Source organism: Bradyrhizobium ottawaense, assembly GCF_900099825.1.
In the GTDB taxonomy this organism is placed as follows: domain Bacteria; phylum Pseudomonadota; class Alphaproteobacteria; order Rhizobiales; family Xanthobacteraceae; genus Bradyrhizobium; species Bradyrhizobium ottawaense_A.
The window spans coordinates 6,939,333-6,955,933 of the sequence record NZ_LT629693.1; the positions used below are offsets into that span (position 1 = coordinate 6,939,333).

Genomic DNA, 16,601 nt, shown 5'->3' on the forward strand with positions numbered 1-16,601 from the left:
ATTATGAACAGATTGGGTCCGTGAGTTCGGGCGACAAGTAGGGCACAAGGGGCTTGGTCCCAGTGTGGGACTATGATAAGGACTGGTGTCGTGAGGGTGATAGCGCTTAGCACGATCAAGGCCTTTCTCAAGCGTGGCGAAGGCGTGGCCGACGCCAACGAACCCGTTATGGCCTGGTTTCGGCAGGTAAGGCAGGCGGATTGGACAAAACCTGCAGACGTAAAGCGAGATATTCGCAGCGCCAGTATTCTCAAAGACGGTCGCGTGGTCTTCAATATCGCTGGCAACAAATATCGCATTGTGGTGTGGATCAATTATCCCTATCGCGTGGTCTACATCAGGTTTATCGGCACCCATCGGCAGTATGACGTCATCGACGCGCAGACTATTTGAGGTTCAGTCATGGATATCGCACCGATCAAGTCCCACCGCGACTATCGCCGCGTTCTCAAGGAGATCGAGGGGTTGATGAGTGCCCGGCGCAATTCACCCGAAGGGGACCGGCTCGACGTCTTGGTAACACTGGTGGAAGCGTGGGAGCGAAAACATTACCCGCTTGATCTGCCGGACCCGGTCGAGGCGATCCGCTATCACATGGAACAGAGCGGGCTACAGCCGAAAGATCTCATCCCGTTTATCGGCAGTCGAAATCGTGTACATGAAGTGCTCAATCGTCGGCGCGAGCTAACGCTCAATATGATCAGACGACTTCATCAGGGATTAGGTATTCCTGCTGAGTCCCTGATCAAAATCGGACAGACCAAGGCTGCTTAGACCTGCCTTGCAAGATTCATGTCGGGGGTCAGGTCTTGCCTGGTTTTAGCGGCATCTTCGCCGCGCGCTCCAGCAGATCCTTGCCCAGGTCTTCCAGGATGGCCCTGGTCGCCAGGAACAGGCTGTGGCCTTGATCGGTTTCGATCGCCAGTGCCACGACATCAGGCTGGTTTGGATCCGGGATGAGCTGGTAAGCCCGGATCGGATAGGCCGGCAGTTCCTGTTCTTCCGTGCTTTCGGCCATCAGGCTTCCAGCCTTGCCCGCTTCACGTCCGGCGGAGTTGCTTCCTCGACCAGCGCGGCAATCGCATCGGCGGTCGGCAAGACCGTTTGGCCTTCGCTGCCGAGACGACGGATCGATACCGAATGGGCCTCGGCTTCCTTCTTGCCGACGACGAGCAATGCGGGGATCTTTGCCAGCGAATGCTCGCGGACCTTGTAGTTGATCTTCTCGTTGCGCAGGTCGAGCTCGACCCGCAAGCCGGCGCGGCGCGCGGCGGCGGCGACCACCTTGGCGTATTCGTCGCCTTCGGAAGTGATGGTGGTGACGACGGCCTGCACCGGCGCCAGCCAGAGCGGAAAGTTGCCGGCGAAGTGTTCGATCAGGATGCCGATGAAGCGCTCCATCGAGCCGCAGATCGCGCGATGCACCATGACCGGCGCCTTCTTGGAGCCGTCGGCGTCGATATAGAACGCGCCGAAACGCTCCGGCAGGTTGAAGTCGACCTGCGTGGTGCCGCATTGCCAGTCGCGACCAATGGCGTCGCGCAGCACATATTCGAATTTCGGGCCGTAGAACGCGCCTTCGCCGGGATTGATCTCGGTCTTGATGCGGTTGTGGCCCTGCGTCTTGATCTCCTGCAGCACCGTCGCCATCACGCGCTCGGCATGGTCCCACATCTCGTCGGTGCCGACGCGCTTCTCGGGCCGGGTCGACAGCTTGACCGTGAGTTCGCCCTCGAAGCCGAAATCGGCATAGGTCGACATGATCAGGTCGTTGATCTTGAGGCATTCCTCGGCGAGCTGGGCTTCGGTGCAGAACACATGCGCGTCGTCCTGCGTGAAGCCGCGCACGCGCATCAGGCCGTGCATGGCGCCCGACGGCTCATAGCGGTGCACTACGCCGAATTCGGCGAGGCGCAACGGCAGGTCGCGATAGCTCTTCAGGCCGTGCTTGAAGATCTGCACGTGGCCGGGGCAGTTCATCGGCTTCAGCGCGAACCAGCGCTTGTCCTCGGCCTCGTCGCCGGCCGATTGCGCCGCGAACATGTTCTCGCGGTACCAGTCCCAATGGCCCGAGGTCTCCCACAGCGCCTTGTCGAGAATCTGCGGCGCGTTGACCTCGCTGTAATCACCGGTCAGGCGGCGGCGCATGTAGGCAATCAGCGCCTGGAAGATGGTCCAGCCCTTGGCGTGCCAGAACACGACGCCGGGGCCTTCTTCCTGGAAGTGAAACAGATCGAGCTCGCGGCCGAGCCGGCGGTGGTCGCGCTTCTCGGCTTCCTCGATCTGCTTCAGATAGGCGTCGAGTTCTTCCTGCTTGGCGAACGCGGTGCCGTAGATGCGCGTCAGCATCGGGTTGTTGCTGTCGCCGCGCCAATAGGCGCCTGCGACCTTCATCAGCTTGAAGGCGCTGCCGACCTTGCCGGTCGACGACATATGCGGGCCGCGGCAGAGGTCGAACCAGTCGCCCTGGTAGTAGATCTTAATCGGCTCGTCGCCGGGGATGGTGTCGACCAGTTCGACCTTGAAGGCCTCGCCCTTGTCGCGGAACACCTGTTTTGTTTTCTCGCGCGACCAGACCTCTTTCGTGAACGGCTTATCGCGCGCGATGATCTCGCGCATCTTCTTTTCGATCGCAGCGAAATCTTCCGGCGTGAACGGTTCGTTGCGGAAGAAGTCGTAGTAGAAGCCGTTCTCGATCACCGGGCCGATCGTGACCTGGGTGCCCGGCCACAGCGCCTGCACGGCTTCGGCCAGCACATGCGCGGCGTCATGCCGGATCAGTTCCAGCGCGCGGGGGTCGTCGCGGTTGATCAGCTCGATCTTGGCATCGTGCGAAACCGGATCGTTGAGGTCGGTGACGACGCCGTCCAGCGCCATCGCCACGGTACGCTTGGCGAGCGACGGCGAGATGCCCTTGGCAATCTCCAGTCCGGTAATGTCCTTGGGATATTCGCGGGTCGCGCCATCGGGGAAGGTGACGGCGATTTTCATTTGGGGTTCGGCCGGCTTCAAGTTCGCAAGGCCATACTGGAATCCCGGGGCAGGCGTATTCTGGTCAGGCATATCAGTCTCCTAAAGCTCACTCCTGCGAACGAGCGCAGGTAAGCGTAGGCAGCGGTATAGCAGGGGATTCGGCTCCTGCAATCGGGCAAAATCGAGAAAATCGCGCCTGATCGGTCAGAATGGAAGCGATTGATCGCGCCGGATGTTGCGCGCAACCTGTCCGCGTCAAGGGGTTGTGAGGCTGGCGTGCATTGTCTAGCCTCACTACCTGTGTTTTTCAGCGCCACAGCTTGATCGTGCCGGTTTGATGATGTTCCGCCTTCTCCTCGTCGCCGTCCTGCTGCTGGCCCACGGCGAGCTGCGCGCTGAACCATCCCCCGCCGAAAAGAACGGATTTGCACCGAGGCTGATCATTTATAATGCCAGGGGGTCGGCGGATTCATGCGGCCCGGGTTGCGATCGCTGGATTGCCGTCGAAGGCCAAGTCGATGCCGACGCGGCCTCGCGCATTCGCCGCTTCCTTGCCGATGCCAAAGACACCAAACGTCCGTTCTATTTCCATTCACCGGGTGGAGCGGTCGAGCAATCCTACATCATCGGCCGCCTGCTGCGCGGCCGAAAGGCGGTGGCCCGGGTTGGACGGACCCTTGCAAAGGCATGCATCGGAGGAACCCAGGTCGACGCGGCCTGCCTCAAGATCAAGACCGCCGGCGGCGAGGTCGAGGCCGAACTCACGACCCGTAATGCGATGTGCAATTCGGCTTGCACCTATCTGTTTCTCGGCGCCACGACCCGCGAGGTTGCGCCCGATGCGGCGGTCGCTGTCCATAATTCCAAGCTGACGCTGGTGGTTCACGGACAGCCCCCGCCGCGGCTGGTCGCGGAATTCAGGGAGCGCGGCATGGCGCGAGCCGATCGTGAGCGTGCGGCCTTTGTCGTCTCGATGGGCATCAGCCGCGAACTCGACGATCTCATCAAGACCGTGAAATTCGAAAGCATTCACGTCCTGACGCGGACCGAGCTCTATCGCTTCGGCATCGACACGCGTCCGTTGCCGGAAACCGCATGGACGCTGGAAGCCGCGGCTCGCCCATACGTGCGCAAGTTCGCCGCGGCGAAGCAGGGGAATGGCGCATCGTTTCGGGCGATGGAGTGGCGTCTGTTCTGCGAGAACGGAAGGCGCGCGCGGCTGATGTTTGTCCGGGAACTGGAACAGGGCGCCGCCGGCACCAGCACGGTGATGATGATGGCGGGTACGGAAAAGTCCGTGGCCTTCGGAAAATTCCCGGCGCGCGTCGGCAAATACGAGGTCTGGAGCGACGTGGTTGCGCCGGAGGCCATGCAGGCAATACTCGAATCGTCCCGCCTGCAGATGGGCGAGAGTACACAGACCACGGAAGGCAAGACCAGCCTTGCGACGTTCGACATCGACACGCTGGGCCTGGGCGCGTCATGGCCGCAGCTTCTGGCGTCGTGCCCGGCAACCGGTCCCCGACCGGCGGCGTCCACCAACGCGGCTCCCGCGAATTGAGATCGGGATCGACAAGGTCCGCGATTGATCGTCGGCCATGCAATTGGATGCAGTTGCATTAAAGTTGCTAGCTGATATACGCGACGCCTCGTGAAACGCTTCGCCCCCACTGCATTGATGCTCGGCAACATCGCCACCGGCTGCTCGGTACTGGCGCCGGCCGGCATGCTCAGGGAACTGTCCGACGGTCTCGGCGTCAGCGTCACGACCGCCGGATTGCTGATCACCTTCGGCGCGATCGTGCTCTGCGTCGGTTCCCCGGTCACCGCGTGGCTGACCTCGAGGATCGAGCGCCGCACCTTGCTTACCGCGACGCTGCTGGTGCTCGCACTCACCAATGCCGCCTCCGCTTTGGCACCCGATTATACGAGCCTGCTGGTCCTTCGCCTGATCATGCTGGCGGTCGGCGCGCTCTATACGCCGCAGGCGGTGGGAACCGCGGCCCTGATCGTGCCGGAACAAAAGCGCGGCAGCACCATCGCTTATGTCTTTCTCGGCTGGTCGCTGGCGGCCGCGATCGGGCTGCCGTTGATTACGTTTGCGGCGAGCCGCTATGGCTGGCGGGCGGCCTATGGCGGCATCGGCGCGATCGGCTGCGTGAGCGCCGCGTTGCTGATGTGGCGCCTGCCGGGCGGATTGATTGGCGTGCCGGTCGATCTGAAGACATGGACCGACGTCGGCCGCAACCGGACGATCATCATGTTGCTTTTGATCACGACGCTGCAGACGTCCGGCCAGTTCGTGGTGTTCACCTTCATGGGGCCGCTGCTGGCGAAGCTGACCGGCGCGGGTGCGGACGCGATCGGGCTGGTATTTGCCTGCTACGGCGTGTGCGGCTTCCTCGGGATTGTGATTGCAACCCGCTTCGTCGATTCCTGGGGCGCATGGAAGACGTCGGTGCTGTTCACGACACTCGTGCTGACCGGTGTGACCGGGTGGGCGCTCAGCGCCGGCATCTATCCGCTGATGGCGGTTGCCGTGGCAATCTGGGGACTGGGATTTGCTTCCGCCAATTCGATGCAACAGGTGCGGCTGGTCGGCGCCGTTCCCTCGCTTGCCTCCGCCTCGGTGTCGCTCAATACGTCGATGCTCTATGTCGGCCAGGCCACAGGCTCCGCGATCGGCGGCTTTCTGTATGCGCGGGATCTTCTCCACGCGACCGGTTACGTCGCAACCGCGTCTGTCGCGCTGGCGCTGGCGATGGTGATCGTGACGAAACCGAAGACGACTATTGGTCGAGCGTGACCTTTTCCGAAAATCGCTAGCGGAGCATCTAGTCCGAAATCCGCGTCAGGATTGCCCTGAAGTGGACGCCGGGCAATTGCAACGCGGTGCCTTCGAAGTCCACCATGCTGCCATCGTCGCCCCCTTCAGCGTCAGCGTAATCATGTCGGTTCCGAACAGCGGCTTGAACGCCGGATCGTCGTTGTGGCGTTGCGTCGTCACCCTGGCCTGAATGCCGTCGGGTTTGTCGGCGTAGCTGCCGATGAAGGCGAAAGCTGAATTGCCGCCGCGGAGCTTGCCGTTGATGGCGTAAATCATGCCGGAACCAGTTCCATGAACCGTATGAAATTCAACTTTGTATAAGCCTTCCTGCAAAACCTATTCCCGGAAATTGCGTCCCCAATAGCCGCACCCCTATGGCGCGTGCGTTCACCGAACAATGCGGTGTGACACAAATCACGCGACCATCAACATCACATTTCATACGGAACTTTTTCGCGCGCGTTCGTGCGCGACGTCAGCGGTATGATGAGAAGGTGAGGGCGATTGTGACAGCGCTGACGGCGCTGATTACCGGTTTGCAGGCGACGGCGCGCTGGCCATCCTGGTGAATGCCGGCGACTCGGCCATCTTCACCAGAATTTCTCTAACGGGATTTTCCGTCCAGGCTTGCGTCACGTAATCGCGATGGGTGACGCCGGCGGGCGTCTGCACGAACACGACGCTGCCGGGCCGCAGCGGTCCATTCATGTTCTCGGTGACGGTGATGCCCTTGCTGCGCAGCGTCTCCATCAGTTCCCGGTCACGCGGTTTGGTGTAGCGGGTGTAGGAACTGACGAAGAAGCCGGAGCGGTTTTTCTCGATCCACGACGCGAACTTGTCCAGTTCGCCATAGACGGCATCGAGCAGGAACACGCCGCGGACGCGGTTGGGAATGCCGCCGACCTCGAGGCTCCAGGCGGTCGGCAGGAAACCGCCGCTGTAGCCGACGATCACGATCGGCATGTTGGCGAACGTCTGCGCCGACTTCGGATCGCCGTAGAGACGGGCGAGGTGGCTGGCCGATTCATCGATGAAGCGCTTGAAGCCGCCGGGCTCCCAGAATTTGCCGGCGCTGGAATCCGCAGCGTTCACCGCCAGCTGCGGCGCCAGCAACACGGCGTTGACGCCGGAATCCGAGATCTGCTGCGGAACCAGTTGGCGGTCGCGGACGTCGCGTTCCAGCGTCGCGCCGTTGCCGTGGAAGAACACCACGATCACGCCGGGCTTGCGGGCATCGAACGTCTCGGGGACGTGCACCAGCACGCGGCTGTCGTTGTAGGTTTCATTTTGCCAGTAGACCCGGCCGCCATAGCTGCGATGGCCCTTGCGCTCGCCGTTCGAGATATTGAGGAACGGTGCGTCGGAGCGCGGGTTGTTGCCGAAATAGGGGAAGGCGGAGGACTTCATGCTGACCAGCGTGGTCAGCTCTTCGCGCTCGGTCGGCTTGGGAAGGGTCAGGGTCGGGTTCAGCGATGCCACCCGGACCGGCTCGGTGCGAACCGTCCGCTGGGACGGTGCAAGGGCGACCTGCTTCTGGATCTGGGGGAGGCTTTCGTTCGCGGTCGGGAAACGGTCGTTGAATTGCGGCTTGGGGAAACGTTCTTCGAAGCTATCGCCGGTGCCTTGCGTGTTCGCCGCCAGCATGCCGGCGCTCGGCGCCTTGCCGCATTGAACCAGAACGAACGACAGCGGCACAAACAACGCAGTCATCGCAACCCAACGCCATCGCACCGGCAGGGCATGACGATGCTTGCCCGGGAAAGTCACCGGATCGGCATGATCAACTTTCTGGAACTTCGGATTAGCTCCGACCATCCACCCCTTGCCCCAAGGACCACCCAAGAGATCCACCGTTGACCGGCGTATGCTCGCACGTGTTTAGGCGACGTTACGCTTCCGGAAAAACTCCCCACATCCGGAAGCCATAAGGAGACCATCAAATCGTGTCGCGATTGTGGGCCTGCCAAGCGCTTTGCGTAATGTCGCGCCATGCCGGACAAGGCGGCAATGTGGTAAAAGGTAATTAGGCACCGAAATCTGACTTCGATTTAAATCATTGTTAACGCTGCTTGAATTGGGAGGCTGCAGCCTGCACCATGAATGGATTCAGGCGTGCGGCACTGAAGGTACGGTCCGTTATGGCGGCATCAGAGACGGGAAGCGCGGCTTTGACCGGACCGCTCCCCGGTCGCGGCTCGACCGTTTCGGTCCTGGTAGCGACCGCGATCGTCGTCGCGGACATGATCGGCGTCGGCGTCTTCACCAGCCTCGGCTTCCAGGTCAAGGACATCCCCTCCGGCTTTTCGATCCTGTTGCTGTGGACCGTCGGCGGCGTGGTCGCCCTGTGCGGGGTGTTTTCCTACAGCGAGCTCGGTGCGATGTTTCCGCGCTCGAGCGGCGAATACAACTTTCTCGGCCGGGCCTATCACCCGGCCTTCGGTTTTCTGGCCGGCTGGGTGTCGGCCACCGTCGGCTTCGCGGCGCCGGTGGCGCTGGCCGCGATGGCGTTCGGCGAGTACGGCAAATCGGTATTTCCGAACGCGCCGCCGCTGGCGCTTGCCATCGGCGTGGTCTGGCTGGTGTCGCTGGTGCAGCTCACCGGCGTCCGGCATTCCTCGACCTTTCAGTTGGTGGCGACCATTCTGAAGGTGTTGCTGATCGTAGCCTTCCTGGTGAGCGGATTTGTGATCGGCACGCCGCAGCCGGTCACCTTCGCGCCATCGGCTTCCGACTTCAGCTATATCGCCAGCGCGCCGTTTGCGATCAGCCTGGTGTTCGTGATGTATTCGTTCTCCGGCTGGAACGCCGCGACCTACATCATCGGCGAGGTGCACGAGCCGGAGCGCAATGTGCCGCGCGCGATGCTGACGGGGACGCTGATCGTGCTGGCGCTATACGTCACACTCAACGCCGTGTTCCTGCACACCGCGCCGATGGACAGACTGGCGGGACAGCTCGACGTCGCCCGGATCTCCGGCAGCTATATCTTCGGCGAGATCGGTGGCCGCATCGTCGGCGCGATGATCTGCTTCGGGCTGATCTCCTCGATCAGCGCGATGATGTGGATCGGGCCGCGCGTGATGATGACAATGGGCGAGGACATTCCGGTTTTGCGGCTGTTCGCCGGCAGGTCGACCGGCGGCGCGCCGGCCTTCGCCATTTTGTTTCAACTGGTGGTGGCGAGCCTGATGCTGTTGACGCGCAGCTTCGAGGCGGTGCTCGACTTCATCCAGTTCGCGCTGCTGTTCTGTTCGTTCTTCACCGTGCTCGGCGTCATCAAGTTGCGGATTACGCGGCCGGATCTGCCGCGGCCCTATCGCGCCTGGGGATACCCGGCTACGCCGGTGGTTTTCCTGCTCGTGACCGGCTTCATGATGTATTATTTGTTGACGGAGCGCCCGCTGCAGTCGGCCCTCGGTATTTTGATCATGCTTTCAGGACTTTTGATTTATGCCGTTTTCCGTCAGCGGGCAGGTGATCCCGTGACGTCAGTGCCGGGTCGCGAATGAACATGATGCCGTCTGTAAGGGTTGCGACGCTCGTGGCCGCCGTGTTGTTCGCGGCCGTAGCTCCCGTTCGCGCCGCCGAGACCGCGACGGTGGACGACACCGCAAAATTTCTCGCCGGAATGATGCCGTCGGCTGACTCACCGCTTGTGCCACTGACCAGGGATCCGGGCTGGCAGCGGCACGCCAAGTTCTTCGATTCCGCCTTTGCCCAGCTCGAGCAACGCCAGATATCGAAAATTCGCGGCTGGTCGGACACCAATCTGGCGGCACCGCGGCCGACCATGTTCTACATGTTCTCGGGCCCGGATTTTCTCTACGCCAATGCGTTCTACCCGAAGGCGACGACCTACGTGCTGAGCGCGCTCGAACCTCCGGGCTCGGTCCCCGATCTCGCAAAATTGCCGCGCGGCAGCATCGGCGCCGCGCTCTACAACGTCGAACGCTCGATGGGTTCGATCCTGAACTTCAGCTTCTTCATCACCAAACAGATGAAGGTCGACCTGCGTGCCGACCAGATCAGCGGCACGCTGCCGGTGCTCTATGTGTTCCTGGCGCGCTCGGGCAAGACACTCAAGTCCGTCGAGTCGATCACGGTCGACAATCAGGGGGCCGTGCATCCGGCCAGCGAAAGTGCGGCAGCCAGTGCGGTTCGCGGCGCGCGGATCACTTTCAAGGGGGAGGATGGCGTCGACAAGACGTTGTATTATTTCTCGACCGATCTTTCCAATCCCGGCGTGAGGGCGAGCGGCTTCCTGAAATTCTGCGCGACGCTGGCGCCCGGCAACAGCCTGATCAAGAGCGCGTCCTATCTGCTTCACTCCGGCAATTTCACAGCGACGCGCGACTTCATCCTCGCCAACAGCTCAACCATCATCCAGGACGATTCCGGAATCCCGCTCACCTACTACAGCGCAAAGAAATGGCGCTTCTTCCCGTTCGGACGTTACGCCGGACCGATCAGCGAATTCCCGGGGCGTTATCAGGAGTCCTACGCCGAACTGTTCCGGCAGGCGCAGCCGATTGATTTCGGCATCGGCTATCGCTGGCGAACGCATGAATCGAATTTGCTGCTGTCGGTCAGGCTGCCGGACGACGGCACCGCGAACTCCGAGGCGACCTCGTCAACCGAACCGCCGCTTCCGCCGCGCCCGCGGAAACCGCGGCCGCCGGCGCCGGTTCCGCCGCCGCCCCGGAGCGGCTTCTTCTTTTTCGGCCGCTGACGGCGATCCCGATCGCACACCGCGATCACCATCGCACGCTTTGGCTGGGTTCGATGAAGGCCGTTGTATTCTGCGGTTTCGGACCGCTGTCGAAGTAACGCCAGGCGGTGACGATCACGATGAGCAGCGCGAGTACCGCCAGCAGGTCGATCTGCCTGGGGTCGTGACCGTGATGGCTGATTTTCCAGCGCATTATTTGTTTCCTCCGGTCGGAGCAACAAACCAATTCGCGACGCAAACCTAAAGTTCCACGCGTGGCAGCAATGCGAATTGATCAGGCGTTGACGCCGCGCCAGCGTCCGTAGCGCCATGGCAGATACCACCGTGCGTTCGGCGGTCTCGTCTGCGGCACGTTATCGATGCCGGAGGTTCCCCAAGGCTGGCAGCGTGATATCCGCGCCAGCGTCATCCAGCCGCCGCCCCATAGTCCGAAACGTTCGATCGCCTCGTCGCCGTAGACCGAACATGTCGGCAGGTGCCGGCAGTTGTAGCCGACCAGCGGCGACAGCGTATGCCTGTAAACCCAGATCAGCGCGCGGCCGCCGTTGCGCGGCAGGCGCCGCACCGGGCTGGCACATTCCGTGCATCGTTTGTGAGGTGACGAAGGGTGATCTGCGGGCGACATGTTGGACTATGTACGTAGTTTTCCGGTGGTTCCCAAGCAGGGAACCCAATCCGCGCAGATATTTGCGCCACAGTTTGCAATTATCGCACCGCGCGAGCGGCGCTGCAGCAAAGGTCGTATGGACGATGCAGGTCAGCACGGTTACCGTTTCGATAACGCTTCGATGACAGAATCAAGAAGCGTTGAACCGGGGTCGTTGCCGCTGCTCGTTTACGGGGCTTGGGGGAAGGAACCAAATTGAGGTTTGTGAGGTCGCAACGAATTGGCGGCTGGGCCCTTCTCGGTGCCGTCGCCATCTGTCTCGGATTGCCGGGCGCGGTCACGACGCTGGGCAATTCGGCGCTGGCCGGCACCACCCTCGAAGAACGCAAATTGCCGATGCACTTCAACTGGGTCGCGTGCCAGCCCGACTGCAAGGGCTGGGTCTCCGCCGTCGGCATCGTCACATCTGACAGTCCCAAGGAATTCGACGAATTTGCACGCCACCGTCAGCTCGACGGCGCCACCATCGTGCTGGATTCCAGCGGCGGTTCCGTCAACGATTCCATCGCGCTCGGACGGCGTTTCCGCGGCCTCGGCGCGATGACGACGGTCGGCGTCACGGTGCGGACCCAGACCGCGCAGGGCGAACGTGCCAGCATCGTGCCGCAGGCTTGGTGCGAGTCGATGTGCGTGTTCCTGCTGTTGTCGGGTAAGACCCGTTACGTGCCTGAAGCGGCCCACGTCCGCGTCCACCAGATCTGGATGGGCGATCGCGCCGACGATGCCAAGGCGGCGAGCTATACCGCGCAGGATCTGATGATCGTGGAGCGGGATATCGGCCGGCTCGCCAAATACACTTTTGATATGGGCGGCGCCGGCGATCTGTTGTCGCTCGCGCTGAGCGTGCCGCCATGGGAAGATCTGCACGAACTGTCGGCGGCGGAGTTGCGGCTGACCAATCTCGTTACCACCGACGCGGTTGCCGACGTGCTGCCGCATGACAGCCCGTCGATCCCGGTGGCCGAACTGAAGCCCAGCGAGGCGAAACCCAAGCCGACCCAGGACCGCTTCGTCAGTTCCGCGGTCAAAGGCGACGCGCCGGCGCAAGCCGTGAAGTCGACCAAGACCGCCGAGGCGATGGTTCCGACCGGCGGTGCGGCAAACGCGCCCGGTCAGACGGGGAAGTAAGCTGCATCTCACTAAGCACTGGATCATCCGCGAAGGCGGATGATCCAGTACGCCGTGGCGTTCGTGGGTAATCGAGAATTCCCGGCGTACTGGATACCCCGCCTTCGCGGGGTATGACGGCGGTAATATTGTCGGGACCCTTACGCCGAGGCCGGCTGGCTGGCCCTGGCTTCGATCTGGCCGATGGCGTCGACCACGGCGTCGAAGGTCAGCATGGTCGAGGCGTGGCGCGCCTTGTAGTCGCGCACCGGTTCGAGCAGGCCGATATCCGCCCATTTGCCCTGTGGGGGGCTGCCGTTCTCCTTCAGCATCTTGCGAACGGTCTCGCGCAACTCGCGCAATTCATTGGCGTTCGATCCGATGACGTGGCTGGCCATGATCGAGGAGGAGGCCTGGCCGAGCGCGCAGGCCTTCACATCGTGGGCGAAATCGGTGACGACGTCCCCATCCATCTTGAGGTCGATCTTGACGGTCGAGCCGCACAGCTTGGAATGGGCGGTAGCGCTGGCATCGGGGTCGGGGAGGCGGCCGAGACGGGGGATATTGCCCGCCAGTTCGATGATCCGCTTGTTGTAAATGTCGTTCAGCATGGATCGAGGTTCCGGGCAGCCCTGCGCAAGCGCCCCTGTAACTGCCCTTGGCGGCAAGGTTTCATCGTCCTATATATGGACATGAACGACGGAAAAACAGCCCGGCCGTTTCGCTGAAGGCGCCCGAAACGGAAACAAATTCGGCTGCCATCGTGTAATATGATGGGACTCAGGCGCCCGGCGGCCAAACCCGCCCCGTCTGCCCGGTGACACTCCGGTCCCAAGGACCGGTCGAACGGAGAAGACATGGACGCGCTGATCAAATCCCTCCGCCCCGGCAAGGGCTCCGACATCAAGGCGCCCGATGTGGCGCCGGACACCCGCCCCGCGGAGCTCGACCCCTCCGAATTCCTGGCCGCCGCCGTCCGTGCCGACCAGCCGCGCCCGTCGCGTGCCGAGGCCGAGCAGGCGGTGCATACGCTGCTGAACTATATCGGCGAGAATCCCGCCCGTGAGGGGTTGCTGGATACCCCGCGCCGGGTGGTCGAGGCCTTCGACGAACTCTATCAGGGCTACCACCAGTGCCCGGCCGAAGTGCTCGACCGCACCTTTGGCGAGACCGCGGGCTATGACGATTTCGTCCTGATCCGCGATATCGAATTCACCTCGCAATGCGAGCATCACATGATGCCGTTCTACGGCAAGGCGCATATCGCCTATACGCCGGTCGAACGCGTGGTGGGCTTGTCGAAGCTGGCGCGGCTGACCGATATCTTTGCGCGCCGCCTGCAGACCCAGGAACATCTCACCGCGCAGATTGCGGCCGCCGTCGATGAAATTCTCAAACCGCGCGGCGTTGCGGTCGTGATCGAGGCGGAGCATACCTGCATGTCGGTGCGCGGCGTCGCCAAGCACGGTGCGACGACGTTCACCAGCCGCTATACCGGCATGTTCCGCGACAATCCGGCGGAGCAGGCCCGTTTCCTGTCCATGGTGCGAGGGCTGCGCTGACCCTCGCTTCGATTTCCGCGAGGGCTGCCCGTGTCCACTTCTGCCGATACCCGAGATACTGATACCCGAGACCGCGAGGAAGGGCTGGCGTTCCAGCCCAAATTCGACGCGTCCGGTCTTCTGACCTGCGTGGCGACCGATGCCGTGACCGGCGATGTGCTGATGGTCGCGCACATGAACGACGAGGCGCTGCGCAAGACGGTCGCGAGCGGCGAGGCCTGGTACTACAGCCGTTCGCGCCAGGCGCTGTGGCGCAAGGGCGAAAGCTCCGGACACACCCAGCGCGTGGTCGAGATGCGAATGGATTGCGATCAGGACGCGATCTGGATTCGCGTCGAGCAGCATGGTGCGGCGTGCCACACCGGGCGGCATTCCTGCTTCTATCGCAAGATCGATGCTGCCGATGGCGACACGCGGTTGTCATTTGTCGATGCAGATCGTCAGTTCGATCCGACGAAGGTCTATCGCAAATAGACTCAATTGATCTATGTCAAAACGGAGGTGCGAAGCCATTGAGCTTCGTTGCTACCGTGGATGCGATATGCAAGAGTTCCATCTCGTCGTCGAGATGGGGCAACAACGGTGACGCTTCGATTCCTGCAAATAGCTTCTCTCCTGGTGTCGATCGCGCTTCCGTTTGGCGCCGCACGCGCGCAGGAGCGTGCGCCCGACACCATGGCCGCGCGCGTGCTCGCCTGTGCGTCGTGTCACGGCGCCGAGGGCGAAGGCACCAGCGACGTGTATTTCCCGCGATTGGCGGGCAAGCCCGCGGGCTATCTCTACAACCAGCTGGTGGCGTTCCGCGACGGGCGGCGCAAATACCCGCCGATGAACTATCTGCTGGAATTTCTGCCCGACGAATACCTGAAGAAGATCGCCGAACATTTTGCCTCGTTGCGGCCGCCGTTTCCGCCGCCCGCCGTTCCCACCGTCAGCAAGGAAATCCTCGCGCGCGGGGAATCGATCGCGACAGGCGGCGATCCGCAGCACGGCGTGCCGGCCTGCGCGGGCTGCCACGGCGCGAGCTTCGGCGGCATGGAGCCGGCGATACCGGGTCTGCTCGGCCTGCGCGCCGGTTACATCAGCGCACAGCTCGGCGGCTGGCGTTACGGCACGCGGACCGCGGCGGCACCCGACTGCATGCAGATCGTCGCCGGCCTGCTGACCGAAGACGACGTCAAGGCGGTGGCAGCCTATCTGTCGTCGCGCCCGGCGCCGACGGACCCATCGTTCGCCAAGCAAGGCAGCCTGCCGATGCCGCTGTCCTGCGGCAGCGAGCCGAACTAAGGGAGATCGCACACGTGCCGAAAACGTTGAAAGCGCTGCTCCCGGCCTTCGCCGCCATGTTGCTGCTGATCGGCTCTATGCAGGCAAGCGCACAGGATGCGGCGCTGTTGCAAAAGGGCGAATACCTCGCGCGCGCCGGCGACTGCATTGCCTGCCACACCGCCCGCGAAGGCAAGACTTTTGCCGGCGGTCTGCCGATGAAGACGCCGTTCGGCACGCTCTACACCTCGAACATCACGCCCGATCCGCAAACCGGGATCGGCATGTGGACGTCCGACCAGTTCTTCCAGATGATGCACAACGGACGCTTCCCCGACGGCGGGCTGGTCTATCCGGCGATGCCGTTTGCGTCCTACACCAAGGTGACGCGCGAAGACAGCGACGCGATCTACGCTTATCTGCGCTCGATTCCGCCGGTGAAGCAGCGCAACCGCGAACACGACCTGAAATTCCCCTTCAACAACCGCTCGCTGATCCTCGGATGGCGCACGCTGTTCTTCACGGAGGGCGAGTTCAAACCCGATCCGACCAAGTCGGCGGACTGGAACCGGGGCGCCTATCTGGTCGAAGGGCTCGGCCATTGCGGCATGTGCCACACCGCGATCAATGCGCTCGGCGGCAGTTCGGACTCGCAGGCCTTCGAGGGCGGATTGATTCCGATGCAGAACTGGTACGCGCCCTCGCTGACGTCGAACAAGGAAGCCGGCCTCGGCGACTGGAGCCTTGAGGAGATCTCCGACTATCTGCGCAAGGGTGTCTCGAGCCGCGGCGCGGTCTACGGGCCGATGGCGGAAGTCGTCTACAACAGCCTGCAATATCTCAACGACGACGATACCCGCGCGATGGCGGTCTATCTGAAGAGCCTCACGCAGGGGACATCGCCGGAGAAGCCGTCGCAGCCGCTGCCATCGGCGGAGAGCAGCCTGCTGCTCAGCCTGGGCAAGCAGATCTACGACCGCGAGTGCGCCAGTTGCCACGGCACGGTGGGGCTCGGCATGCCGCCGCATTATCCGCCGCTGGCCGGCAACCAGTCGATCCAGATGGTTTCCGCCGTCAACGCGATCCGGATGGTGCTCAATGGCGGCTATCCGCCCGGCACGTCGGGCAATCCGATGCCCTACGGCATGCCGCCGTTCGCGCACCGGCTGTCCGACGACGAGGTCGCGGCTGTCGTGACCTATATCCGCACCTCCTGGGGTAATCGCGGCGAGCCGGTCTCGGCGCGGCAGGCCAATGAACTTCGCGCGGCAACGCTGAACTGAGGCGCGTCATGATCAATTCAACTCCGCCGCAGGCGACCACACTGGGCTCCGAGGAAGAGCGCGTCGACGCCATCGTCCGCTCCGGTCCGGGCGGCGCCGTGGCGGTCGCCGGCATCGCGACCGCGATCGTGATCGCGCTGTGGTTTGCGTTCTATCTCCTGGTCTTCCTGCCCAGGAGCGTGTGAGC

Annotated in this window: 19 protein-coding genes; 12 read left to right on the forward strand and 7 right to left on the reverse strand. The window is 62.7% G+C overall.

The features are described from left to right. The first annotated feature begins 90 nt into the window (after positions 1 to 90). Together BLR13_RS32640 and BLR13_RS32645 are read left to right on the forward strand one after the other, a co-directional pair. Entirely contained in the window at positions 91 to 393 is a 303-nt protein-coding gene (locus BLR13_RS32640) for a type II toxin-antitoxin system HigB family toxin (RefSeq protein WP_074830829.1), read from the forward strand. Positions 394 to 402: 9 nt separating this feature from the next. After that, positions 403 to 774 carry a helix-turn-helix domain-containing protein gene (locus tag BLR13_RS32645; protein WP_074814985.1) on the forward strand — a complete coding sequence of 124 codons (372 nt, stop codon included), beginning with the start codon at positions 403 to 405 and terminating at the stop codon, positions 772 to 774. Between the two features lie 28 nt (positions 775 to 802). Here BLR13_RS32645 and BLR13_RS32650 read toward each other — a convergent pair whose 3' ends face one another. Together BLR13_RS32650 and thrS are read right to left on the reverse strand one after the other, a co-directional pair. Next, positions 803 to 1,018 carry a hypothetical protein gene (locus tag BLR13_RS32650; protein ID WP_074814983.1) on the reverse strand — a complete coding sequence of 72 codons (216 nt, stop codon included), beginning with the start codon at positions 1,016 to 1,018 and terminating at the stop codon, positions 803 to 805. After that, a complete protein-coding gene (gene thrS / locus BLR13_RS32655; RefSeq protein WP_074814980.1) occupies positions 1,018 to 3,063 on the reverse strand; it encodes a threonine--tRNA ligase in 2,046 nt (681 codons plus the stop codon). Before thrS ends, BLR13_RS32650 begins: the two co-directional genes overlap by 1 nt. A gap of 247 nt (positions 3,064 to 3,310) precedes the next feature. Between thrS and BLR13_RS32660 the strand changes: the two genes are divergently transcribed. Both BLR13_RS32660 and BLR13_RS32665 read left to right on the forward strand, forming a co-directional pair. Next, positions 3,311 to 4,534, forward strand: coding sequence for a hypothetical protein (locus tag BLR13_RS32660; RefSeq protein WP_074814978.1), 1,224 nt, complete (start codon positions 3,311 to 3,313; stop codon positions 4,532 to 4,534). Between the two features lie 117 nt (positions 4,535 to 4,651). Beyond that, complete coding sequence (locus tag BLR13_RS32665) at positions 4,652 to 5,779, forward strand: MFS transporter (RefSeq protein ID WP_074814975.1); 1,128 nt, start codon at positions 4,652 to 4,654, stop codon at positions 5,777 to 5,779. A gap of 45 nt (positions 5,780 to 5,824) precedes the next feature. Here BLR13_RS32665 and BLR13_RS32670 read toward each other — a convergent pair whose 3' ends face one another. Both BLR13_RS32670 and BLR13_RS32675 read right to left on the reverse strand, forming a co-directional pair. Continuing rightward, positions 5,825 to 6,076 (reverse strand): hypothetical protein, encoded by a 252-nt coding sequence (locus BLR13_RS32670; RefSeq protein ID WP_244524981.1) that lies wholly within the window; start codon positions 6,074 to 6,076, stop codon positions 5,825 to 5,827. A 252-nt stretch (positions 6,077 to 6,328) separates the two neighbouring features. Beyond that, positions 6,329 to 7,615 (reverse strand): alpha/beta hydrolase, encoded by a 1,287-nt coding sequence (locus BLR13_RS32675; RefSeq protein WP_074814974.1) that lies wholly within the window; start codon positions 7,613 to 7,615, stop codon positions 6,329 to 6,331. Between the two features lie 323 nt (positions 7,616 to 7,938). On the opposite strand from BLR13_RS32675, the gene BLR13_RS32680 reads away from it, so the two are divergent. Together BLR13_RS32680 and BLR13_RS32685 are read left to right on the forward strand one after the other, a co-directional pair. Next, complete coding sequence (locus BLR13_RS32680) at positions 7,939 to 9,309, forward strand: APC family permease (RefSeq protein WP_074814971.1); 1,371 nt, start codon at positions 7,939 to 7,941, stop codon at positions 9,307 to 9,309. A gap of 2 nt (positions 9,310 to 9,311) precedes the next feature. Continuing rightward, a complete protein-coding gene (locus BLR13_RS32685) occupies positions 9,312 to 10,529 on the forward strand; it encodes a hypothetical protein (RefSeq protein WP_074814967.1) in 1,218 nt (405 codons plus the stop codon). 25 nt (positions 10,530 to 10,554) lie between these two features. On the opposite strand, the gene BLR13_RS41210 is transcribed toward BLR13_RS32685, so the two are convergent. Further along, positions 10,555 to 10,722, reverse strand: coding sequence for a hypothetical protein (locus tag BLR13_RS41210; RefSeq protein ID WP_171944909.1), 168 nt, complete (start codon positions 10,720 to 10,722; stop codon positions 10,555 to 10,557). Positions 10,723 to 10,803: 81 nt separating this feature from the next. Beyond that, positions 10,804 to 11,154 (reverse strand): membrane protein insertion efficiency factor YidD, encoded by a 351-nt coding sequence (gene yidD / locus BLR13_RS32690; RefSeq protein ID WP_074814964.1) that lies wholly within the window; start codon positions 11,152 to 11,154, stop codon positions 10,804 to 10,806. A gap of 237 nt (positions 11,155 to 11,391) precedes the next feature. On the opposite strand from yidD, the gene BLR13_RS32695 reads away from it, so the two are divergent. Further along, positions 11,392 to 12,324 carry a hypothetical protein gene (locus BLR13_RS32695; protein ID WP_074814962.1) on the forward strand — a complete coding sequence of 311 codons (933 nt, stop codon included), beginning with the start codon at positions 11,392 to 11,394 and terminating at the stop codon, positions 12,322 to 12,324. A gap of 140 nt (positions 12,325 to 12,464) precedes the next feature. Here the strand turns inward: BLR13_RS32695 and BLR13_RS32700 are convergent, their stop codons facing one another. After that, positions 12,465 to 12,914 carry an iron-sulfur cluster assembly scaffold protein gene (locus BLR13_RS32700; protein WP_074814960.1) on the reverse strand — a complete coding sequence of 150 codons (450 nt, stop codon included), beginning with the start codon at positions 12,912 to 12,914 and terminating at the stop codon, positions 12,465 to 12,467. A 246-nt stretch (positions 12,915 to 13,160) separates the two neighbouring features. Between BLR13_RS32700 and folE the strand changes: the two genes are divergently transcribed. The 5 genes from folE (at position 13,161) to BLR13_RS41215 (ending at position 16,599) form a co-directional block, all read left to right on the forward strand. Then, complete coding sequence (gene folE / locus BLR13_RS32705) at positions 13,161 to 13,865, forward strand: GTP cyclohydrolase I FolE (protein ID WP_074814958.1); 705 nt, start codon at positions 13,161 to 13,163, stop codon at positions 13,863 to 13,865. 30 nt (positions 13,866 to 13,895) lie between these two features. Continuing rightward, positions 13,896 to 14,339 (forward strand): phosphoribosyl-AMP cyclohydrolase, encoded by a 444-nt coding sequence (gene hisI, locus BLR13_RS32710; RefSeq protein WP_074814954.1) that lies wholly within the window; start codon positions 13,896 to 13,898, stop codon positions 14,337 to 14,339. A gap of 108 nt (positions 14,340 to 14,447) precedes the next feature. Beyond that, complete coding sequence (locus BLR13_RS32715; protein ID WP_433994239.1) at positions 14,448 to 15,152, forward strand: c-type cytochrome; 705 nt, start codon at positions 14,448 to 14,450, stop codon at positions 15,150 to 15,152. A gap of 56 nt (positions 15,153 to 15,208) precedes the next feature. Further along, positions 15,209 to 16,414, forward strand: a complete 1,206-nt coding sequence (locus BLR13_RS32720) for a c-type cytochrome (protein ID WP_074830828.1) — start codon at positions 15,209 to 15,211, stop codon at positions 16,412 to 16,414. An 8-nt stretch (positions 16,415 to 16,422) separates the two neighbouring features. Continuing rightward, positions 16,423 to 16,599, forward strand: coding sequence for a hypothetical protein (locus tag BLR13_RS41215; RefSeq protein WP_171944908.1), 177 nt, complete (start codon positions 16,423 to 16,425; stop codon positions 16,597 to 16,599). The last annotated feature ends 2 nt before the right edge of the window (positions 16,600 to 16,601 follow it).